At 67.0% G+C, this 16,531-nt stretch carries 17 protein-coding genes; 6 read left to right on the top strand and 11 right to left on the bottom strand.

The annotated features are described in order from the left end of the window. Positions 1 to 7: 7 nt before the first annotated feature. The 11 genes from ACZK3J_RS14835 to asnS all read right to left on the bottom strand — a co-directional run bounded on the left by ACZK3J_RS14835 (position 8) and on the right by asnS (position 9,955). Complete coding sequence (locus tag ACZK3J_RS14835) at positions 8 to 988, bottom strand: aldo/keto reductase (protein WP_414577606.1); 981 nt, start codon at positions 986 to 988, stop codon at positions 8 to 10. After that, complete coding sequence (locus tag ACZK3J_RS14830) at positions 988 to 1,674, bottom strand: DUF2461 domain-containing protein (protein ID WP_032127674.1); 687 nt, start codon at positions 1,672 to 1,674, stop codon at positions 988 to 990. The genes ACZK3J_RS14835 and ACZK3J_RS14830 overlap by 1 nt, the downstream gene beginning before the upstream one ends. Continuing rightward, positions 1,671 to 3,110 carry an exodeoxyribonuclease I gene (gene sbcB, locus ACZK3J_RS14825; protein ID WP_182266389.1) on the bottom strand — a complete coding sequence of 480 codons (1,440 nt, stop codon included), beginning with the start codon at positions 3,108 to 3,110 and terminating at the stop codon, positions 1,671 to 1,673. Before sbcB ends, ACZK3J_RS14830 begins: the two co-directional genes overlap by 4 nt. Next, complete coding sequence (locus ACZK3J_RS14820; protein WP_134951557.1) at positions 3,110 to 4,477, bottom strand: FAD-dependent oxidoreductase; 1,368 nt, start codon at positions 4,475 to 4,477, stop codon at positions 3,110 to 3,112. The genes sbcB and ACZK3J_RS14820 overlap by 1 nt, the downstream gene beginning before the upstream one ends. 31 nt (positions 4,478 to 4,508) lie before the next feature. Further along, a complete protein-coding gene (gene kynU / locus ACZK3J_RS14815) occupies positions 4,509 to 5,783 on the bottom strand; it encodes a kynureninase (RefSeq protein WP_134951556.1) in 1,275 nt (424 codons plus the stop codon). Between the two features lie 203 nt (positions 5,784 to 5,986). Continuing rightward, on the bottom strand, positions 5,987 to 6,508 hold the full coding sequence (locus ACZK3J_RS14810; protein WP_032127723.1) for a 3-hydroxyanthranilate 3,4-dioxygenase: 522 nt from the start codon (positions 6,506 to 6,508) through the stop codon (positions 5,987 to 5,989). 19 nt (positions 6,509 to 6,527) lie between these two features. Beyond that, entirely contained in the window at positions 6,528 to 7,190 is a 663-nt protein-coding gene (gene can, locus ACZK3J_RS14805; RefSeq protein ID WP_014037740.1) for a carbonate dehydratase, read from the bottom strand. A 72-nt stretch (positions 7,191 to 7,262) separates the two neighbouring features. Beyond that, positions 7,263 to 7,901: an FMN-binding negative transcriptional regulator gene (locus ACZK3J_RS14800; RefSeq protein WP_049463163.1), complete on the bottom strand. Its 639-nt coding sequence runs from the start codon at positions 7,899 to 7,901 to the stop codon at positions 7,263 to 7,265. Positions 7,902 to 7,908: 7 nt separating this feature from the next. Beyond that, entirely contained in the window at positions 7,909 to 8,223 is a 315-nt protein-coding gene (locus ACZK3J_RS14795; RefSeq protein ID WP_014037738.1) for a hypothetical protein, read from the bottom strand. A 7-nt stretch (positions 8,224 to 8,230) separates the two neighbouring features. Next, positions 8,231 to 8,530 carry a hypothetical protein gene (locus tag ACZK3J_RS14790; protein WP_014037737.1) on the bottom strand — a complete coding sequence of 100 codons (300 nt, stop codon included), beginning with the start codon at positions 8,528 to 8,530 and terminating at the stop codon, positions 8,231 to 8,233. A 30-nt stretch (positions 8,531 to 8,560) separates the two neighbouring features. Continuing rightward, a complete protein-coding gene (asnS, locus tag ACZK3J_RS14785) occupies positions 8,561 to 9,955 on the bottom strand; it encodes an asparagine--tRNA ligase (RefSeq protein ID WP_014037736.1) in 1,395 nt (464 codons plus the stop codon). A 128-nt stretch (positions 9,956 to 10,083) separates the two neighbouring features. Between asnS and ACZK3J_RS14780 the strand changes: the two genes are divergently transcribed. The 6 genes from ACZK3J_RS14780 (at position 10,084) to zipA (ending at position 16,445) form a co-directional block, all read left to right on the top strand. Next, the gene (locus ACZK3J_RS14780; protein ID WP_005417401.1) at positions 10,084 to 10,422 is read left to right on the top strand and encodes a HesB/IscA family protein; all 339 of its coding nucleotides are present in this window, start codon (positions 10,084 to 10,086) and stop codon (positions 10,420 to 10,422) included. A gap of 243 nt (positions 10,423 to 10,665) precedes the next feature. Continuing rightward, the gene (gene rpsF, locus ACZK3J_RS14775; RefSeq protein WP_005410228.1) at positions 10,666 to 11,103 is read left to right on the top strand and encodes a 30S ribosomal protein S6; all 438 of its coding nucleotides are present in this window, start codon (positions 10,666 to 10,668) and stop codon (positions 11,101 to 11,103) included. Positions 11,104 to 11,114: 11 nt separating this feature from the next. After that, positions 11,115 to 11,345 (top strand): 30S ribosomal protein S18, encoded by a 231-nt coding sequence (gene rpsR, locus ACZK3J_RS14770; protein ID WP_002804494.1) that lies wholly within the window; start codon positions 11,115 to 11,117, stop codon positions 11,343 to 11,345. Positions 11,346 to 11,449: 104 nt separating this feature from the next. After that, positions 11,450 to 11,899, top strand: a complete 450-nt coding sequence (rplI, locus tag ACZK3J_RS14765; protein ID WP_005410227.1) for a 50S ribosomal protein L9 — start codon at positions 11,450 to 11,452, stop codon at positions 11,897 to 11,899. Between the two features lie 258 nt (positions 11,900 to 12,157). Further along, positions 12,158 to 15,661: a chromosome segregation protein SMC gene (smc, locus tag ACZK3J_RS14760; RefSeq protein WP_478476025.1), complete on the top strand. Its 3,504-nt coding sequence runs from the start codon at positions 12,158 to 12,160 to the stop codon at positions 15,659 to 15,661. A 46-nt stretch (positions 15,662 to 15,707) separates the two neighbouring features. Continuing rightward, complete coding sequence (gene zipA, locus ACZK3J_RS14755) at positions 15,708 to 16,445, top strand: cell division protein ZipA (RefSeq protein ID WP_006376490.1); 738 nt, start codon at positions 15,708 to 15,710, stop codon at positions 16,443 to 16,445. Positions 16,446 to 16,531: the final 86 nt, after the last annotated feature.

Raw genomic sequence — 16,531 nt, 5'->3', positions numbered from 1 at the left:
TGAAGACTCAATGACTGGGTGATCCGCCGCCATCACCGAAGGCGCTCACCAGCTGTTGGCGTTCGGCTGCGGTCAGTGCCTCAAGCCGCGTCGCCAGCACTTCGTCCAGGCTGCCGGTGCGGGTGGTGCCCAGGATGCCACTGGCTACGCCGGGATGGCCGAGCGCGTAGGCAAACGCGGTCTGGGCCGGGCGCTGGCTGCGGATGGCGGCGAGTGCCTTCCGCATATTGCGTGCGCTGCGCATCAGTTGACGGCTGCTCGGCTTGAGCCAGGCCCTGGCCAGGTACCAGGCATCCGCCGGTCGTGGCAGGCGCGGGCGTGGTGGCAGCAGATGGCCCTGCGCCAGCACGGTGCCGGCCAGCACGCCGATGCCCACCGCGTGCAACTGGTCGATGAGGGGTTCACGGTCCTGCTGCAGGGCGTTGTAGTCCAGAAGCACCACGTCGAACAGCGTGGGATGGTCGATCATCCAGCGCAGGGTCGATGCCGTGTGCGTATTGATGCCGGTGTGCCGGATCAGCCCACGTTCGCGCAGGCGTTGCAGCGCGGCCAGCAGGTCATCGTTGATGTCGTGCTGGCTGGCACCGTGCAGCTGGTAGATATCCAGGTAATCCAGGCCGAGGTTGCGCAGCGAAGCCTCGCAGCTGGCAGTGATGGCTGCCGGCGAGAAATTGCGTTGCTCGGCGCCGCTGACGCCGGCCTGGCCGGTCAGTGTGCCGCCCTTGCTGGAAATCACCAGCGACTCGCGCGGGTATCGCTTCAGCAACGGGCGCAGGATGCGGCCCAGCCGCGGCTCGGCGTGGAAACCGGAATAGTTGTGGCCGGTGTCCAACAGGTTCACGCCCTGTGCCAGTGCATGCTCGACCACGTGCGCTGCCGACTGTTCCGGGAAGCGGCGATGCCCCCAGAAGCCGGAGCAGCCCAGGCCCACCGGCGAAATCGGCAGGCCGGTGCGGCCCAGCGTGCGGCGTTGCTGTGCCAACGGCATCAGAATTCCAGGTCCAGCGCCGCGCACAGGTAGTCGACGAACGGGCCGAGCGCGGCCAGGTCCTTGCCCAGCGTGGACAGCAGGCGCGGGCCGGTCATGGTGGCGTCGTCCAGCGAGCGCCACATCACCCAGTTGCGGTGCTTGAGGTCGTCGATGAACTCGAAGTCGGCCGGGAAGCCGCGCGGCGGCCGCACCAGCTTTTCGCTCTCCTCGAAATCGAAACGCTTGCGCAGCGCCGGTGCATGCGCGGCGGCCTTCCAGCTGCCCGGGTTGTCGAGGATGAAGTGGCGCACGCGGCGCTGGGTCTCCGGTTCCGGATGCCACAGGCCGGCACCGACGAAGCTCTCGCCCGGCTGCAGGTGCACGTAGAACGAGGGCGCGGCCACCTCGCGGCGGCGCTCATGGAACAGGCGTGCACCCTGCCAGGTCTTGTACGGGGATTTGTCGTTGGAGAAGCGCGCGTCGCGATGGATGCGGAACAGCGAGCCGCCGACGCCGCGGGTATCGGCGCGGAAGTGGTCGCTGACCTCGGCCAGCGCCGGCTGCAGGTCACCCAGCAGGCGCAGGAATGGCTGCCGCACGTGGTCTTCATACTGCTGGCGGTGGTCGTTGAACCACGCCTTGTCGTTATGCCGCGCCAGGCTGCGCAGGAACTTGAAGCTGGCGTCCGAGAAATAGGTACTCACAAGGTCTCCTGCAGGTGCTGGCCCCAGTCGCGCAGCGATTGCAGCAGGGCCTGGCGCCGTGCATCGTCGGGCGCTTCAGCGGCCAATGCATCGAGCTGCTGCTGGTACTGGGGCAGGTTGAGTTCGCCCAGCCCGCCGTCCCCGAGCAGGCGCTGGCGGCGGTAATCCTGCCAGCGCTGGCGTTCAGCCGGTGCGAGGCTGTCGGGATGATTGCGCGCACGGTAACGGAACAGCAGCTCCGGCAGGCGTGGGTCGCGGAAGCGGCCTTCCAGTGCGGCCAGCTGCTCCGGCGCGGTGGTGCGTGCCAGCGCAAGCAGCGGCTTGTCGCCATTGCCGAGGAAGCCGTCGTAGAGCGAGGCATCGACATCGGCCACGGTGGCGGCGCGGGGCTGGTTGTAGACCTGCCGGGCCTTCTCGGCCAGCTGCGGGGCGAACGCGCGCAGGCGTTCCACCTTGGCCTCGATCGCGGCCACGTCCAGGCCGAGGCGCGCGTGGTCATCGGCGCGCAGGTGGTTCCAGGCGATCAGCGCGGGCACCTTGTTCAGGTGCACTTCCTTCAGCGGCACCCGCGCCACGCCTTCGGGCAGCTCGCTGGCGCGCATGTACAGGCGCTGTGCGATCACCTCGGCCGGCAGTTCCAGCAGATCGTCGATCTCGCCTTCCAGGTCGAACACGATCACCCGGTTGTTGATGGTCGGGTGCGCGGCCAGCGGCAGCACCGGGGCCGCGCACAGGCGACTGGCCGGGTAGCGCATGGAAATGTGCAGTACCGGCTTCATCGCGGCCACGTCCAGCAGGCTGCCGACGAAGCGTTTGTCGCGCAGCTTCAGCGCGTACTCCCACAGCCGTGGCTGCGACTGCTTGAACAGGCGTGCCATGCCGATGGTGGCGCGTACGTCGGACAGCGCTTCGTGTGCATCGCCTTCGCGCACGTTGTTGGCCTCGGCCAGGTGCTCGAGCTTGAACGAGGTGGCGCCATCCTCGCGCAGCGGCCACTGGATGCCGTCCGGGCGCATCGCGCGCATCAGCCGCAGCATGTCCAGCAGGTCCCAGCGCGAATTGCCGTTGCGCCACTCGCGTTCGTACGGGTCGTGGAAGTTGCGGAACAGGCCGTAGCGGACGAACTCATCGTCGAAGCGCAGCGTGTTGTAGCCCAGCGCACAGGTGCCGGGGCGCGACAGCTGCTCGTTGATGCGATCGAAGGCCTCGGCCTCGCTGATGCCCTCGGCCAGTGCCTGCTGCGGGGTGATGCCGGTGACCAGCGTGGCCATCGGCGAGGGCAGCAGGTCATCGGCCGGGCGCACGAAGAAGCTGACCGGCGTGTCGATTTCGTTGAGATCGGCGTCGGTACGGATCGCGGCGTACTGCGAGATGCGCGTGCGCCGCGGGTCCTGGCCGAAGGTTTCCAGGTCGTAGAACAGGAAGCTGTCAGCCATCAGTGCGCGCCCTCCAGGACCGGTAGCTGGGCGTGGATCTGTGCTTCCAGTGCGGTCCAGTCGATGTTGTCCAGTGAATCGTGACCGGCGGTGGCGGCCACCAGCATGTCGCGCTGCAGTTCGGTGCGGCGCAGCGCCTCGGCGTACGGCGTGTGCAGGAAAGTGACCATCGTGTAGTGCGGTACGAAGCGGGTCGGCCAGCGCCGCTGCAGTTCCTGTTCCAGCTCGCGCTGCAGCAGGAAGGCGGGATCGGCCACGCGGTCACGCATCTCCAGGTAGTTCTCCAGTGCCATCCGCTGGATGGCACGTGCATTCGGCTTGCGCTCGGCTTCGAACGCGGCGAACGCGCCTTCCAGATCATCCGCCTCCATCAGGTGGCGGGCCAGCGCAACGCAGTCCTCGAACGCGCAGTTCATGCCCTGGCCGTGGAACGGCACCATCGCATGCGCGGCGTCGCCGATCAGCACCGCGCGGCCCTGCTGGTGCCAGCGTTCCAGGGTGAGCGTGCCAAGCAGGCCCGGTGGATGCTGCTCCCAGTCCGCGCGCAGGTTCGGGATCAACGGCAGGGTGTCGGCGAACTCGCGCGCGAACAGCGCCTCGGCCTGCGCCCCGGTATTGACCGTGGCGAAGCTGGGGTCGCCCTGGTTGGGCAGGAACAGGGTGACGGTGAAGGTGCCTTCGTGGTTGGGCAGGGCGATGCACATGTAGTGGCCGCGCGGCCAGATGTGCAGCGCATTGCGCTCGATGCGGAAGCTGCCATCGGCAGCCGGCGGGATCTCCAGCTCCTTGTAGGAGTGGTCGAGGAAGGCGATGTCCTCGCCCAGCGGCGCACGCCGGTTCATCGCCGCGCGCAGGGCCGAACCGGCGCCGTCGGCACCGATCAGGGTGTCGAAGCGGATGTCGTGCGGGCTGTCGTCGCGGTCATCGATGAAACGCGCGTAGCCGGCGTCGAAATCGACGGTGTGCAGGCGGCGATGGAAGTGCACGGTGGCGCCAGCCTGTTCGGCCAGCTCCAGCAGCGTGGTATTCAGATCACTGCGGTGGATCGACCAGATCACTTCGCTGTCATCACGGCCATAGCGCTGCAGCTGCGGTTCGCCGTCGCGCGGGTGCACCATGCGCCCGCGCATCATCACCGCGCGTGCCATCACTTCGTCCTCCACGCCCGCCTGGCGCAGCGCATTGCGCCCGCGCTCGGCCAACGCCAGGTTGATCGAGCGGCCGCTCTCGTAGTCGGCTACGCGCGGATCGCCGCGGCGTTCGTACAAGGTGATGCGCCAGCCCTGGCGTGACAGCAGGATGGCCAGCAGGGACCCGGCAAGGCCGGCACCGATAATGCTCAACGAGCGGGAAGCGTGTGCGATCAACGAACTGTCCAGCAGTAGGGGAGGGGCCGGCTTAGAGGCCGGCCCAGGCTTCCACTTCCTCGACGAAGTGGTGCACGTCCAGGTAGCGGTTGTAGAGCGGCGTGGGCGAGATGCGGATCACGTCGGGTTCGCGCCAGTCGCCGAGCACGCCGATGCCGCGCAGATGCTCGAACAGCGCACGGCCGCGCTCGCGGCCACCGATCACGCGCAGCGACAGCTGGCAGCCGCGGCGCTGCGGGTCAGCCGGCGTGATGATGTCCAGCACGCTGGACAGGCGCGCGCGCACCAGCGCTTCGAGCATGCCGGTCAGCGCCAGCGACTTGCTGCGCAGCGCTTCCATGCCGGCACGCTCGAACAGGTCCAGCGATGCACGCAGCGGGGCCAGGCCGAGGATCGGTGGGTTGCTCAGCTGCCAGCCCTCGGCGCCGATGGCCGGGGTGAACTGCGGCGCCATCTGGAAACGGGTGGATTCCTCATGGCCCCACCAGCCGGCAAAGCGCGGCAGGGTGGTGTCGCGGTGATGGCGCTCGTGGACGAAGGCGCCGGCAACCGCGCCCGGGCCGCTGTTGAGGTACTTGTAGTGGCACCACACGGCGAAATCAGGGGCCACGTCATGCAGGCGCAGCGGCAGGTTGCCGACCGAGTGTGCCAGGTCGAAGCCGATACGCGCGCCCTGCAGACGTGCGGCGCGGGTGATCGCATCGAGGTCGAAGGCCTGGCCGGTGCGGTACTGCACGCCAGGCCACAGCACCAGCGCCAGGCGTGAACCGTGCTCGGCGATGGCATGCTCGATCGCGGTCAGTGAAATCGTGCCGTTGGCCTCGTCCGGCTGCACTTCCACCAGGCACTCGGCCGGGTCGAAGCCATGGAAGCGGATCTGTGCTTCCACCGCGTGGCGATCGGTCGGGAATGCGCCGGCTTCCATCAGGATCACCGGACGCTCGGCCGTGGGCCGGTAGAAGCTGACCATCATCAGGTGCAGGTTCACGCTCAGCGTGTTCATTGCAACCACCTCGCTGGGCAGCGCACCGACCACGCGGGCCAGCTGCGCGCTCACCAGGCGGTGGTAGGACAGCCACTGCGTCGGGCCGGTGAAGTGGCCTTCCACCGCCAGCTCGCCCCACTGCTTCATCACTTCCTGCACGGCCGCCTGCGCGCCACGCGGCTGCAGGCCCAGCGAGTTGCCGACGAAGTAGGTCTGCTCGCCGCCGCCATGGCGCGGAATCAGGAATTCATTGCGCAGCGGGCGCAGCGGATCGGCGGCGTCCAAGGCAATGGCGTGGGTGCGGCTGAGCAGGTCGGACATGGTCGGGCAACAGGCTGCAACGGGACCGCCAGTGTAGCGCCTGGGCCAGGGCCCGGTAGCAGCCGACCCTGCACCAGCGCCGCATGACCCGGTTGTCGCCAACCTTGGTTGGCGCACGTACAAGCAAGCGCCCACCAAGGTGGGCATCTACCAGAGCGGGGGCGAGCATGCGCCCACCAGGGTGGGCGACTACCGTTCGAGGCTCAGCCGACCGCTGGCGCCGGCAGCGGGTCCACGTGCCCGCACTCGCTGCAGGTACGCAGTTCCAGGCTGGCGTGATAGCGCGCGAACACTTTGGGCAGGTCGGTCTCGATGTTCTGCAGCGGGAAATACTCTTCGTGCAGCTTGTGGTTGCAGCGCTCGCAATGCCAGATCACGCCGTCCATCTCGTGCGGCAGGCGCTTGCGCTCGACCACCAGACCGATACCACCGGGCGGGCGCCGCGGCGAGTGCGGAACCTTTGCCGGCAGCAGGAAGATCTCGCCGGCGCGGATCGGAATGTCGCGCACCGCGCCGTCTTCCTGCACCTTCAGCACCATCTCGCCTTCGAGCTGGTAGAACCACTCCGGGCCTTCGTCGTAGTGGAAGTCGGTACGCGAGTTCGGCCCGCCCACCACCATCACGATGAAGTCGCCGTTGTCGATCATCTTGTTGCCCACCGGCGGCTTCAGCAGGTGGCGGTTTTCTTCGATCCAGGCGTGCAGGTTGATCGGCGAAGCGAGCATGGTGGTCATCCGTAAGGGATCAGTCGCGCTTGCCCTTGCGCGGGACGTAGGACAGGGCCTTTTCATAGGCGGGCTGCAGCTCTTCCTGCGAACCGACGTCGATGCCCATCTCGCGCACGCGTCCGTCCTTCAGGCTGTAGACCCAGCCGTGCACCATCAGCTTCTGGCCGCGGGCCCAGGCGTCCTGCACGATGGTCGAGCGGCACAGGTTGGCCACCTGCTCGATCACGTTCAGTTCGCACAGGCGTGCGTGCTTGAGCTCGTCGGTCTCGATCGCATCAAGGATGCCGGTGTGCTTCTGCATCACGTCGCCAACGTGGCGCAGCCAGTTGTCGGCCAGGCCGACGCGGGTGTTGTGCAGGCAGGCATGCACGCCGCCGCAGCCGTAGTGGCCGACGATCAGGATGTGCTTCACCTTCAGCTGGTCCACCGCGTACTGCACCACGCTCAGGCAGTTCAGATCGGTGTGGGCGACCACGTTGGCGACGTTGCGGTGCACGAACACTTCACCCGGGGCCATGCCGATGATCTGGTTGGCCGGCACGCGCGAATCGGAACAGCCGATCCACAGGTATTCGGGGTGCTGCTGCTTGGCGAGCTGGTGGAAGAACTCGGGGTCTTCCTTCTCGATGCGGTCGGCCCAGTCGCGGTTGTTCTGCAGCAGTTTGTGGATGTCTTTCATGTATGGGTCCCTGGCGTCGGGTGGGGGCTCGCCGCAGCCGTCCGGCTGCGTCGTCGCGGGAATCTGGGGCGTTCAGTCGCTGCGGGCGGCCTGTTCGCGGTGCCAGCGCATCCACTGCGCCAACTCGGTGGAAGCGGGGGTGCCCAACTGTTCCAGTTCGGCGATCACCGCGCGCTGGTTCGCATCGGGATGGTTCTGGCTCAGCTTGAGCTTCAGCTGCACCTGTTCGACCTGGAAGCGGAAGCCGACGATGGCGCGCAGCTCCGGGCCATGTTCGGCACGCGTGGCATCGAACTGCCAGGCCTGGCCGACACTCGCTTCGAAGCGGTCGCTGATCGCGCCGACCAGTTCGGCCAGCGCTTCGGCATCGTCGAACGTCTGCAGCTGGCCGCGCAGTTCGGCGGCGGCGTAGTTCCAGGTGGGTACCCGCGCAGCGGGTTCCTTGTCCGGATACCAGCTGGCCGAGACGTAGCCATGCGGACCATCGATCAGTACCTTGGCCGCGCCGCGGTGGCGCGACTGCGGGTTGGCGCGCGCCCAGTGGCCGCGCAGTTCGATCTGGTCGCCGTCACGCCGGTACAGCACCGGCATCCGGGTCAGCTCCGGCAGGCCATCGCTGCCGGGCGTGAGCACGGTAACGAACGGGTCGCGCGCCAGCAGGCGGTCCAGCCAGAGCAGGTCGGTCTCGGCGAAGGCGCGCGGGGTGAACATGCAGGGGTCAGGCGCGCCCGCCCAGCGACTGGATCATGCGGCCGCGCAGGCCCTCATCACTGTCGGCCTGCGGCGGCTGCACTTCATGCAGGCTGAAACCGCGCACCAGCGCGTCTTCCTCGTCCAGGCCGTCGTACTCGACGAACTCGGCGTCGAACAGCTGCGAACGGGCGGTGTCTTCGCTGTCATAGCTCAGCGTGTTGCCATCGCTGTCGAGCACCTCGGCGGTGCCGGCCGGGCGAACGCGCAGGCGCGCCCAGATCAGGGTGTTGCCGAGGCTGGCCAGCCACCAGCTGTCGCGCGAGGCGGAGATGTCATTCATGGAGGTATTACCAGAGCGAGGCCAGCCAGAGCAGGGCGGCCATGCCCAGTCCAGTCAGCAGGGTCAGCAGCGATACCCAGGCCGGCGTCGCCAGCCCGGACAGCGAACGGTCCGGCTGTTGGCGATAGTCACGGCGCAACAGCCAGGCCAGGGCATCGGGCTTTAGGAAGGCGCCGCTGCCGAAGCGCTCGGCGAGCGCCGGATGGCGGTCGCGTACGTGCACCAGGGTCAGTGGCCAGAAGATCACGAAGGCACTGAACCCGGCCACTGCAACGCCGACGAAACAGAGGGCGAAGAACAGGGTCATGGGGTCAGTACCTCCGTGGTCGTGTGGGGCTTAGAAGTCCGCGCTGCCCGGGGCGCGCGGGTAGGGGATCGCATCGCGGATGTTGGACAGCCCGCAGACGTACACCACCAGGCGTTCGAAGCCCAGGCCGAAGCCGGCGTGCGGCACCGAACCATAACGGCGGAAATCGCGGTACCAGCTGTAGTGCTCACGGTCCAGGCCGAACTGGGCCATGCGCGCGTCCAGCACGTCCAGGCGCTCTTCGCGCTGGCTGCCGCCGATGATCTCGCCGATGCCCGGGGCCAGCACGTCCATCGCGGCGACGGTCCTGCCGTCATCGTTCAGGCGCATGTAGAAGGCCTTGATGTGCTCCGGATAGTTGGTCACCACCACCGGGCGGCCGACGTGCTCCTCGGTCAGCCAGCGCTCGTGCTCGGTCTGCAGGTCCAGGCCCCATTCGACCGGGAAGTCGAACTTCTTGCCGGACTTCTGCAGCAGGCTGACCGCATCGGTGTAGTCGATGCGCTCGAACGGCGCATTGATGAAGTCTTCCAGCTTGGTGATCGCGTTCTTGTCCACGCGCTCGGCGATGAAGGCCAGGTCGTCGCCGCGCTCGTTCAGCACCGCGCGGAACAGGTACTTCAGGAATTCTTCGGCCAGGCGCGCGTCTTCGGCCAGGTCGGCGAAGGCGATTTCCGGCTCGATCATCCAGAACTCCGCCAGGTGGCGGGTGGTGTGGCTGTTCTCGGCGCGGAAGGTCGGGCCGAAGGTGTAGACCTTGCTCAGCGCCAGGCAGTAAGCCTCGACATTCAGCTGGCCGGACACGGTCAGGAACGTTTCCTTGCCGAAGAAGTCGCGGCTGAAATCGATCGCGCCCTTCTCGTCACGCGGCAGGTTCACCATGTCCAGGGTGGACACGCGGAACATCTGGCCGGCGCCCTCGGCATCGGAGGTGGTGATGATCGGGGTGCTGATCCAGTTGAAGCCGTTCTCGTGGAAGAAACGGTGCACGGCCTGGGCCAGGCAGTTGCGGATGCGGGTGACCGCGCCGAACAGGTTGGTGCGCGGGCGCAGGTGCGCCACTTCGCGCAGGAACTCCGGCGACATCGGCTTGGGCTGGATCGGGTAGGTGAGCGGGTCTTCGACCCAGCCGACCACCTCCAGCGCGCTGGCCTGGATCTCGAACGACTGGCCCTTGCCCTGCGACTTCACCAGCGTGCCGGTGGCGATGACCGAGCAGCCGCTGGTCAGGCGCTTGATCTCATCGAAGTTGGCCAGGCTGTCGCCGGCCACGACCTGGATCGGCGCGAAGCAGGAGCCGTCGCTCACATTCACGAAAGCCAGATTCGCTGAACCGCGCACCGTGCGCACCCATCCGCGTACCGTGACTTCGCCGCCTTCCGGGATCTTCCCGGCAAGCGCATGTTCAACGCTGACCACCGTCATGACTTGAATCCTCTGCTGATCGACTCGATCTGTGAACACGGGAGTTTACCGGTTGCAGCGTTCTGCTTGCGAGGCATTTTTCGTGGCAACGGCTCCTTATAATGTCCCCGTACCTCTGGAGTAGCCCCATGGCCGTCAGCCTGACCCCCATTGCCTTCGAGCGCGTGCAGCGCTTTGTCGCCCAGACCCCCGGCGCGCTGGGCCTGCGTTTCGGCGTGACCAGGACCGGCTGCTCCGGCTGGGGCCACGTGACCGACCTTGCCCGCGACGAGCGCGAGGGCGACACCGTGTTCGACCAGGACGGCGTGAAGATCTACGTCGACGCCAAGAGCCTGGCGCTGGTGGACGGCACCGTGATCGACTTCGGCAAGCACGGCCTGAGCGAAACGTTCACGTTCAGCAACCCGAACGCCACCGCCGAGTGCGGCTGCGGCGAGAGCTTCACCACCGACGCCGACAAGGCCTGACGCGCGGCTTTGGCGCCCGCTGGGCATGGCCCGGCGCTACCCGCCTGGTGGGTGCCGACCTTGATCGGCACCGGGGGCAGGGCACCCCGGTTCAGAAGGTCGGGTGCCCCCGGTTGCCCGCCATCCCCATCTGCGCCATAATGCGCGGCTTCCTGCCTCCCCGGCGGGAATCCTTGCCCCACCGCGGTATCAACGGCGGGGGGCTGTCCGGCCGCAAGGCCACATCCGAAAGGTAGAAAAAACATGAGTCGTCATTACGAAATCGTGTTCATGGTCCACCCGGACCAGAGCGAGCAGGTCCCGGCCATGATCGAGCGCTACAAGTCGCTGGTCGAGAACGGCAACGGCACCATCCACCGTCTGGAAGACTGGGGCCGCCGCCAGCTGGCGTACCCGATCCAGAACCTGGTGAAGGCCCACTACGTGCTGATGAACATCGAAGCCGACCAGGCCGTTCTGAACGAACTGACCGAGAGCTTCCGGTTCAACGACGCCGTGCTGCGCAACCTGGTCATCAAGCGTGACGAGGCTGACACCGAGCAGTCGCTGATCATGAAGAGCAAGGACGAGAAGGGTGACAAGCCGGAGCGCGGTGAGCGCCGTCGTCGTGACGACGAAGAAGGCGAGTCCAACAACACCGCTGACAACGAAGCCGGCGACGACGCCGCTTCCGCCGCCTAAGGAGCCTTCCCATGTCCAAGTTCTTCCGTCGCCGCAAGTTCTGCAAGTTCACTGCTGAAGGTGTGAAGGAGATCGACTACAAGGATCTCAACACCCTGCGCCAGTACCTGACCGAGAACGGCAAGATCGTGCCGAGCCGCGTCACCGGTACCAAGTCGAAGTACCAGCGCCAGCTGGCGACCGCCGTCAAGCGCGCTCGCTTCCTGGCCCTGATCCCGTACACCGACAACCACGACGTCTGATGCCAGCGGGGCGGCCCGGCGCCGCCCCCGCTGTGCCAGCTATTCGGACAGCCTTTGTTGCGGGGCATCGCCTCGCTAACGAATAACTTATCTGGAGCAATACCATGCAGCTGATCCTCCTGCAGAAAGTCACCAACCTCGGCAACCTGGGCGACCTGGTCGACGTGAAGCCGGGCTACGGCCGTAACTTCCTCGTGCCGCAGGGCAAGGCCGTGCCGGCCACCGAGAGCAACAAGGCCGAGTTCGAAGCCAAGCGCGCCGAATACGAAGCCAAGGCCCAGGCCATCCACGCTGACGCCGAAGGCCGCAAGGCCAAGCTGGAGGGCGCGAGCGTGACCATCGCCGCCAACGCTTCGACCGAAGGCAAGCTGTACGGCTCGGTTGGCCCGCGCGACATCGCCGAGGCCTTCACCGCCGCCGGCCTGCCGCTGGAAAAGAGCGAAGTCATCCTGGGCGAAGGCGCCTTCCGCAACATCGGCGAATACGACGTGCTGGTCCACCTGCACGCCGACGTCGAGACCACCGTCAAGGTCGTCGTCGTCGCCGAAGCCTGATCCCACGCCGCAAGGCCTGGCATCACCGCAGAACGGGCGCCCGCAAGGGTGCCCGTTTTGTTTTTGGCGCCGTTCCGCGGCGTAGGGCCAGGTCCGTCCGACGGGGTGGGGGTGGACAATGTTCCACGCCCATTCGTAGAACACGTCCACATCGGTATACTCAGGGCGTCACACCCGTTCCACGGGCATCGATCCCAACAGGATCAATGGCTTGGAGGGTAAACGCAGGCCGCTTGCCGGCCCCAGTCCGGAACCCCTATGCGTCTTTCCACGATCAAGCTCTCCGGCTTCAAGTCGTTCGTCGATCCGACCACCCTGCACCTGCCGACCAACATGACCGGCGTGGTGGGGCCCAATGGCTGCGGCAAGTCGAACATCATCGACGCCGTGCGCTGGGTCATGGGCGAGAGCTCGGCCAGCCGCCTGCGCGGCGACTCGCTGACCGACGTGATCTTCTCCGGTTCCAATGCCCGCAAGCCGGTCTCGCAGGCCACCGTCGAGCTGATCTTCGACAACTCCGACCACACAATCTCGGGCGAGTACGCCTCGTTCAACGAAATCTCGGTCAAGCGCACGGTCAGCCGCGACGGCACCAGCAACTATTACCTCAACGGCACCAAGTGCCGTCGCCGCGACATCACCGACCTGTTCCTCGGCACTGGCCTGGGCCCGCGCAGCTACTCGATCATCGAGCAGGGCATGATCAGCCAGATCATCGAGGCGCGCCCGGAAGACCTGCGCGTGTACCTGGAAGAGGCGGCCGGCATCTCCAAGTACAAGGAGCGCCGCAAGGAGACCGAGACCCGCATCCGCCACACCCGCGAGAACCTGGACCGGCTGGGCGACCTGCGCGACGAGATCAGCAAGCAGCTCGAACACCTCAAGCGCCAGGCCAGGCAGGCTGAGCAGTACCAGGCCCTGCAGGAAGAGCGCCGGGTCAAGGATGCCGAGTGGAAGGCCCTGGAATTCCGCGGGTTGGACGGTCGCCTGTCCAAGCTGCGCGAAGGGCTGTCGCAGGAAGAGACCAAACTGCAGCAGCTGATCGCCGACCAGCGTGACGCCGAGGCCCGCATCGAGACCTCGCGCGTGCGCCGCGAAGAGGCCGCCGATGCGCTGAACACCGCGCAGGCCGCGGTCTACCAGGTCGGCAGCACGCTGGCGCGCCTGGAACAGCAGATCCAGCACCAGCGCGAACTGTCGCAGCGCCTGCACAAGGCGCGCGACGAGACCCGTCAGGCGTTGGCGGAACTGGGCCAGCACATCAGTGGTGATGAGGCCAAGCTGATGGTGCTGCGCGAAGCGGTGGAGGCCGCGACCCCGCAGCTGGAAGAGCTGCAGGAAGAGAACGAGATCAAGCAGGAAAGCCTGCGCGAGGCCGAAGACCGGCTGGCCAGCTGGCAGCAGCGCTGGGAGCAGCACACCTCGCAGAGTTCGGAGGCCTCGCGCGCCGGCGATGTCGAGCGCACGCGCGTGGACTACCTGGACAAGCAGATCCTCGACGCTGATCGGCGTCGTGAAGCGCTGGCCGCCGAACGCGCCGGGCTGGACGTGGACGCGCTGGAAGAAGCCTTCGAGCAGCTGCACCTGCAGCACGACACGCAGAAGACTGCGCTGGATGAATTGAGCGAAGACGTCGAGCTGCGCAAGCAGGGCGTGGCGGCCGTGCAGGAACAGCAGCGCAATGGCCAGAACGAACTGGCCGAACTGCGCAAGCAGGCCAACGGCCTGCGCGGTCGCCTGGCTTCGCTGGAAACTCTGCAGCAGGCCGCGCTGGGCCAGGAGCAGGGCGCCGCCGTGGCCTGGCTGAAGGCGCGTGGGCTGGACTCGGCGGCGCGTGTCGGCGAACGCCTGGATGTCGATGCCGGTTGGGAAAACGCGGTGGAAAGCGCGCTCGGCCAGTTGATCGAAGGCGTGCTGGTCGATGACCCGGCCAGCCTGGTCGACGCGCTGGGCGAACTGGGCGAGGGCCACATTGCGCTGGTCGCCAACGATGGCGCGGACCTGAAGGTCGCGCCGACCTCGCTGGCTGCACGCGTGCGTGGCCCGGCAGCGATCCGGCGCCTGCTTGCGCACCTGCATGGTGCCAAGGACCTGTCCGAGGCGAAGGCTCTGCAGGCCAGCCTTCCGGAAGGCGATTCGATCATCACCCAGAGCGGCGAACGCCTGGGCCAGGGCTGGCTGCGTGTATCGCGCTCTGGTGCGGCCCAGCAGGGCGCGCTGCTGCGCGAGCGCGAGATCAACGAGCTGCGCGAGCAGATCGAGCAGCTGCAGGACCGCGAGGCCGAGCTGGAAGAACAGCTGAGTGGTTTCCGTGAGCAGTTGCAGGCCGCTGAGCAGCAGCGCGAAGACGCGCAGCGTGGGCTGTACCAGGCCCATCGTGCGGTCTCTGAACTGGCTGGCCAATTGCAGGGACAGCAGGGCAAGGTAGAGGCGGCGCGCACGCGCATCGACCGCATCGAAGGCGAACTGAAGCAGTTGCAGGAAACGCTGGAAGCCAACAACGAGCAGGCGCGTGAAGCGCGCTCGCGGTTGGAAAACGCGGTCAGCAGCATGGGCGACCTGGAATCGACCCGGCAGCGGCTGGAGGGTGAGCGTCGCCAGTTGACCGAGGCCCGCGACCTGGCCCGCGACGCCGCACGTGCGGTGCGCGAGCGCTCGCATTCGCTGGCCCTGACCCTGGAATCGCAGCGTGCGCAGCTGGCTTCACTGAGCCAGGCGTTGGAACGCATGGGTACCCAGCGCGGACAGCTGGATTCGCGACTGGGCGAACTGCACTCGCAGCTGGATGAAGGTGATTCGCCGGTCGAATCGCTGCAGGCCGAGCACCAGAACGCACTGGAAGAGCGCGTGCGGGCCGATCGCGTGCTGACCGAGGCGCGCACGCTGCTGGACGGCATCGACGCCGAGCTGCGCAATTACGAGCAGACCCGCCACCAGCGCGACGAACAAGCGCTGGCCCAGCGCGAGCGTATTTCGCAGCGCAAGCTGGACCAGCAGGCGCTGGTGCTCAGCGCGGACACCCTGCAGGGCGCGGTGGAGAAGGCCGGCTTCGTGCTGCAGGACGTGCTCAACGCACTGCCCGAGGACGCCCGCCTGGGCGACTGGGAGCAGGCCGTGCATCAGATCGATGGGCGCATGCGCCGGCTGGAGCCGGTCAACCTGGCCGCCATCCACGAGTACGGCGAGGCTTCGCAGCGCTCGGACTACCTGGATTCGCAGCACACCGACCTGACCACGGCGCTGGAAACCCTTGAGGATGCCATCCGCAAGATCGACCGCGAGACCCGCGGTCGTTTCAAGGACACCTTCGATCGTGTCAACGCTGGCGTGCAGGCGCTGTACCCGCGCCTGTTCGGTGGCGGCCACGCCTACCTGGAACTGACCGGTGAAGACCTGCTCGACACCGGTGTGACCATCATGGCGCGTCCGCCGGGCAAGCGCGTGTCCAGCATCTCGCTGCTGTCCGGCGGCGAGAAGGCGATGACCGCGGTGGCGCTGGTGTTCGCCATCTTCCAGCTCAACCCCGCGCCGTTCTGCCTGCTGGACGAGGTGGACGCGCCGCTGGACGAAGCCAACGTCGGCCGCTTGGCCAACATGGTCAAGGAAATGAGCGAAAAGGTGCAGTTCCTGTTCGTCAGCCACAACAAAGCGACGATGGAGGCCGCGCACCAGCTGTCGGGCGTGACCATGCGCGAGCCGGGCGTCAGCCGCCTGGTCAGCGTGGACCTGGAAGAAGCCGCGCGATTGGCGGGCGCGGCCTGACGTGCCATCCTAGTTACCTGAATGAACTAGCCGGAGAACCTATCGAATGTCCGACACGGCACTGTTGCGCATCGGCATCCTGGCCGCCGGCCTGCTGTTGATCGCCGCGATCTTCCTGTTTGGCCGTCCGAAAAAGAAGCCCCAGGGGCGCCGCGTGGAAGGCGCGGAACCGACCAGCGGCGAGCGCCGCGAACCGGTACTGGGCGAAGACGGCGTCGCCGTGGCCGATGGCCGCGTCGAACCGGGCATGGGCACGGAAGGCGAGCAGGCCGAACTTGGTCTGGGCGAAACCGACCCGGGCGCCAGTGATCTCGGCAAGCGCGCCACCCAGGATTTCGACAAGATCGTCTCCTTGTTCGTGGCTGCCCGGGCCGGTGAACAGCTGCGTGGCGAAGACATCGTGGTGGCGGCCGAGAAGACCGGCCTTGTGTTCGGCCACATGAACGTGTTCCACCGTCTGGTGGAAGGCCACCCCGAGCGCGGCCCGATTTTCTCGATGGCCAGCATCATGAAGCCGGGCAGCTTCGACATGGCCAACATCCGCGCCATGGAAACCCCGGCCATCGCCTTCTTCCTGACCCTGCCGGCGCCGCTGACCGCGCTGGACGCCTGGGAGAAGATGCTGCCGACCGTGCAGCGCATGGCTGAACTGCTGGATGGCGTGGTGCTGGATGACAGCCGCAACGCCCTGGGCCGCCAGCGCATCGCACACATCCGTGACGAGCTGCGCGCCTACGACCGCCAGCACCAGGCCCCGCCGCTGACCAAGACCCCGCGCTGGTAAGCGCCATGGCGTGCCGACCAACGGTCGGCACCCACCCCGACCAACGGTCGGCACCCACAACAGTAGATCCACGCCATGCGTGGATG

The organism is Stenotrophomonas sp. 86428_Sma (genome assembly GCF_056481585.1).
Note: the sequence above shows the minus strand (reverse complement) of the source record. Positions and strands in the feature narration are given on the sequence as shown.

Bases quoted from the DNA above. Each gene is read 5' to 3' on its own strand.
- rpsR (WP_002804494.1), top strand. From the start codon at position 11,115: ATGTCCAAGTTCTTCCGTCGCCGCAAGTTCTGCAAGTTCACTGCTGAA.
- can (WP_014037740.1), bottom strand. From the start codon at position 7,190: ATGAAAGACATCCACAAACTGCTGCAGAACAACCGCGACTGGGCCGAC.
- ACZK3J_RS14780 (WP_005417401.1), top strand. From the start codon at position 10,084: ATGGCCGTCAGCCTGACCCCCATTGCCTTCGAGCGCGTGCAGCGCTTT.
- asnS (WP_014037736.1), bottom strand. From the start codon at position 9,955: ATGACGGTGGTCAGCGTTGAACATGCGCTTGCCGGGAAGATCCCGGAA.
- ACZK3J_RS14790 (WP_014037737.1), bottom strand. From the start codon at position 8,530: ATGACCCTGTTCTTCGCCCTCTGTTTCGTCGGCGTTGCAGTGGCCGGG.
- smc (WP_478476025.1), top strand. From the start codon at position 12,158: ATGCGTCTTTCCACGATCAAGCTCTCCGGCTTCAAGTCGTTCGTCGAT.
- zipA (WP_006376490.1), top strand. From the start codon at position 15,708: ATGTCCGACACGGCACTGTTGCGCATCGGCATCCTGGCCGCCGGCCTG.
- kynU (WP_134951556.1), bottom strand. From the start codon at position 5,783: ATGTCCGACCTGCTCAGCCGCACCCACGCCATTGCCTTGGACGCCGCC.
- ACZK3J_RS14835 (WP_414577606.1), bottom strand. From the start codon at position 988: ATGCCGTTGGCACAGCAACGCCGCACGCTGGGCCGCACCGGCCTGCCG.
- ACZK3J_RS14810 (WP_032127723.1), bottom strand. From the start codon at position 6,508: ATGCTCGCTTCGCCGATCAACCTGCACGCCTGGATCGAAGAAAACCGC.
- sbcB (WP_182266389.1), bottom strand. From the start codon at position 3,110: ATGGCTGACAGCTTCCTGTTCTACGACCTGGAAACCTTCGGCCAGGAC.
- rpsF (WP_005410228.1), top strand. From the start codon at position 10,666: ATGAGTCGTCATTACGAAATCGTGTTCATGGTCCACCCGGACCAGAGC.
- ACZK3J_RS14800 (WP_049463163.1), bottom strand. From the start codon at position 7,901: ATGTTCACCCCGCGCGCCTTCGCCGAGACCGACCTGCTCTGGCTGGAC.
- ACZK3J_RS14795 (WP_014037738.1), bottom strand. From the start codon at position 8,223: ATGAATGACATCTCCGCCTCGCGCGACAGCTGGTGGCTGGCCAGCCTC.
- rplI (WP_005410227.1), top strand. From the start codon at position 11,450: ATGCAGCTGATCCTCCTGCAGAAAGTCACCAACCTCGGCAACCTGGGC.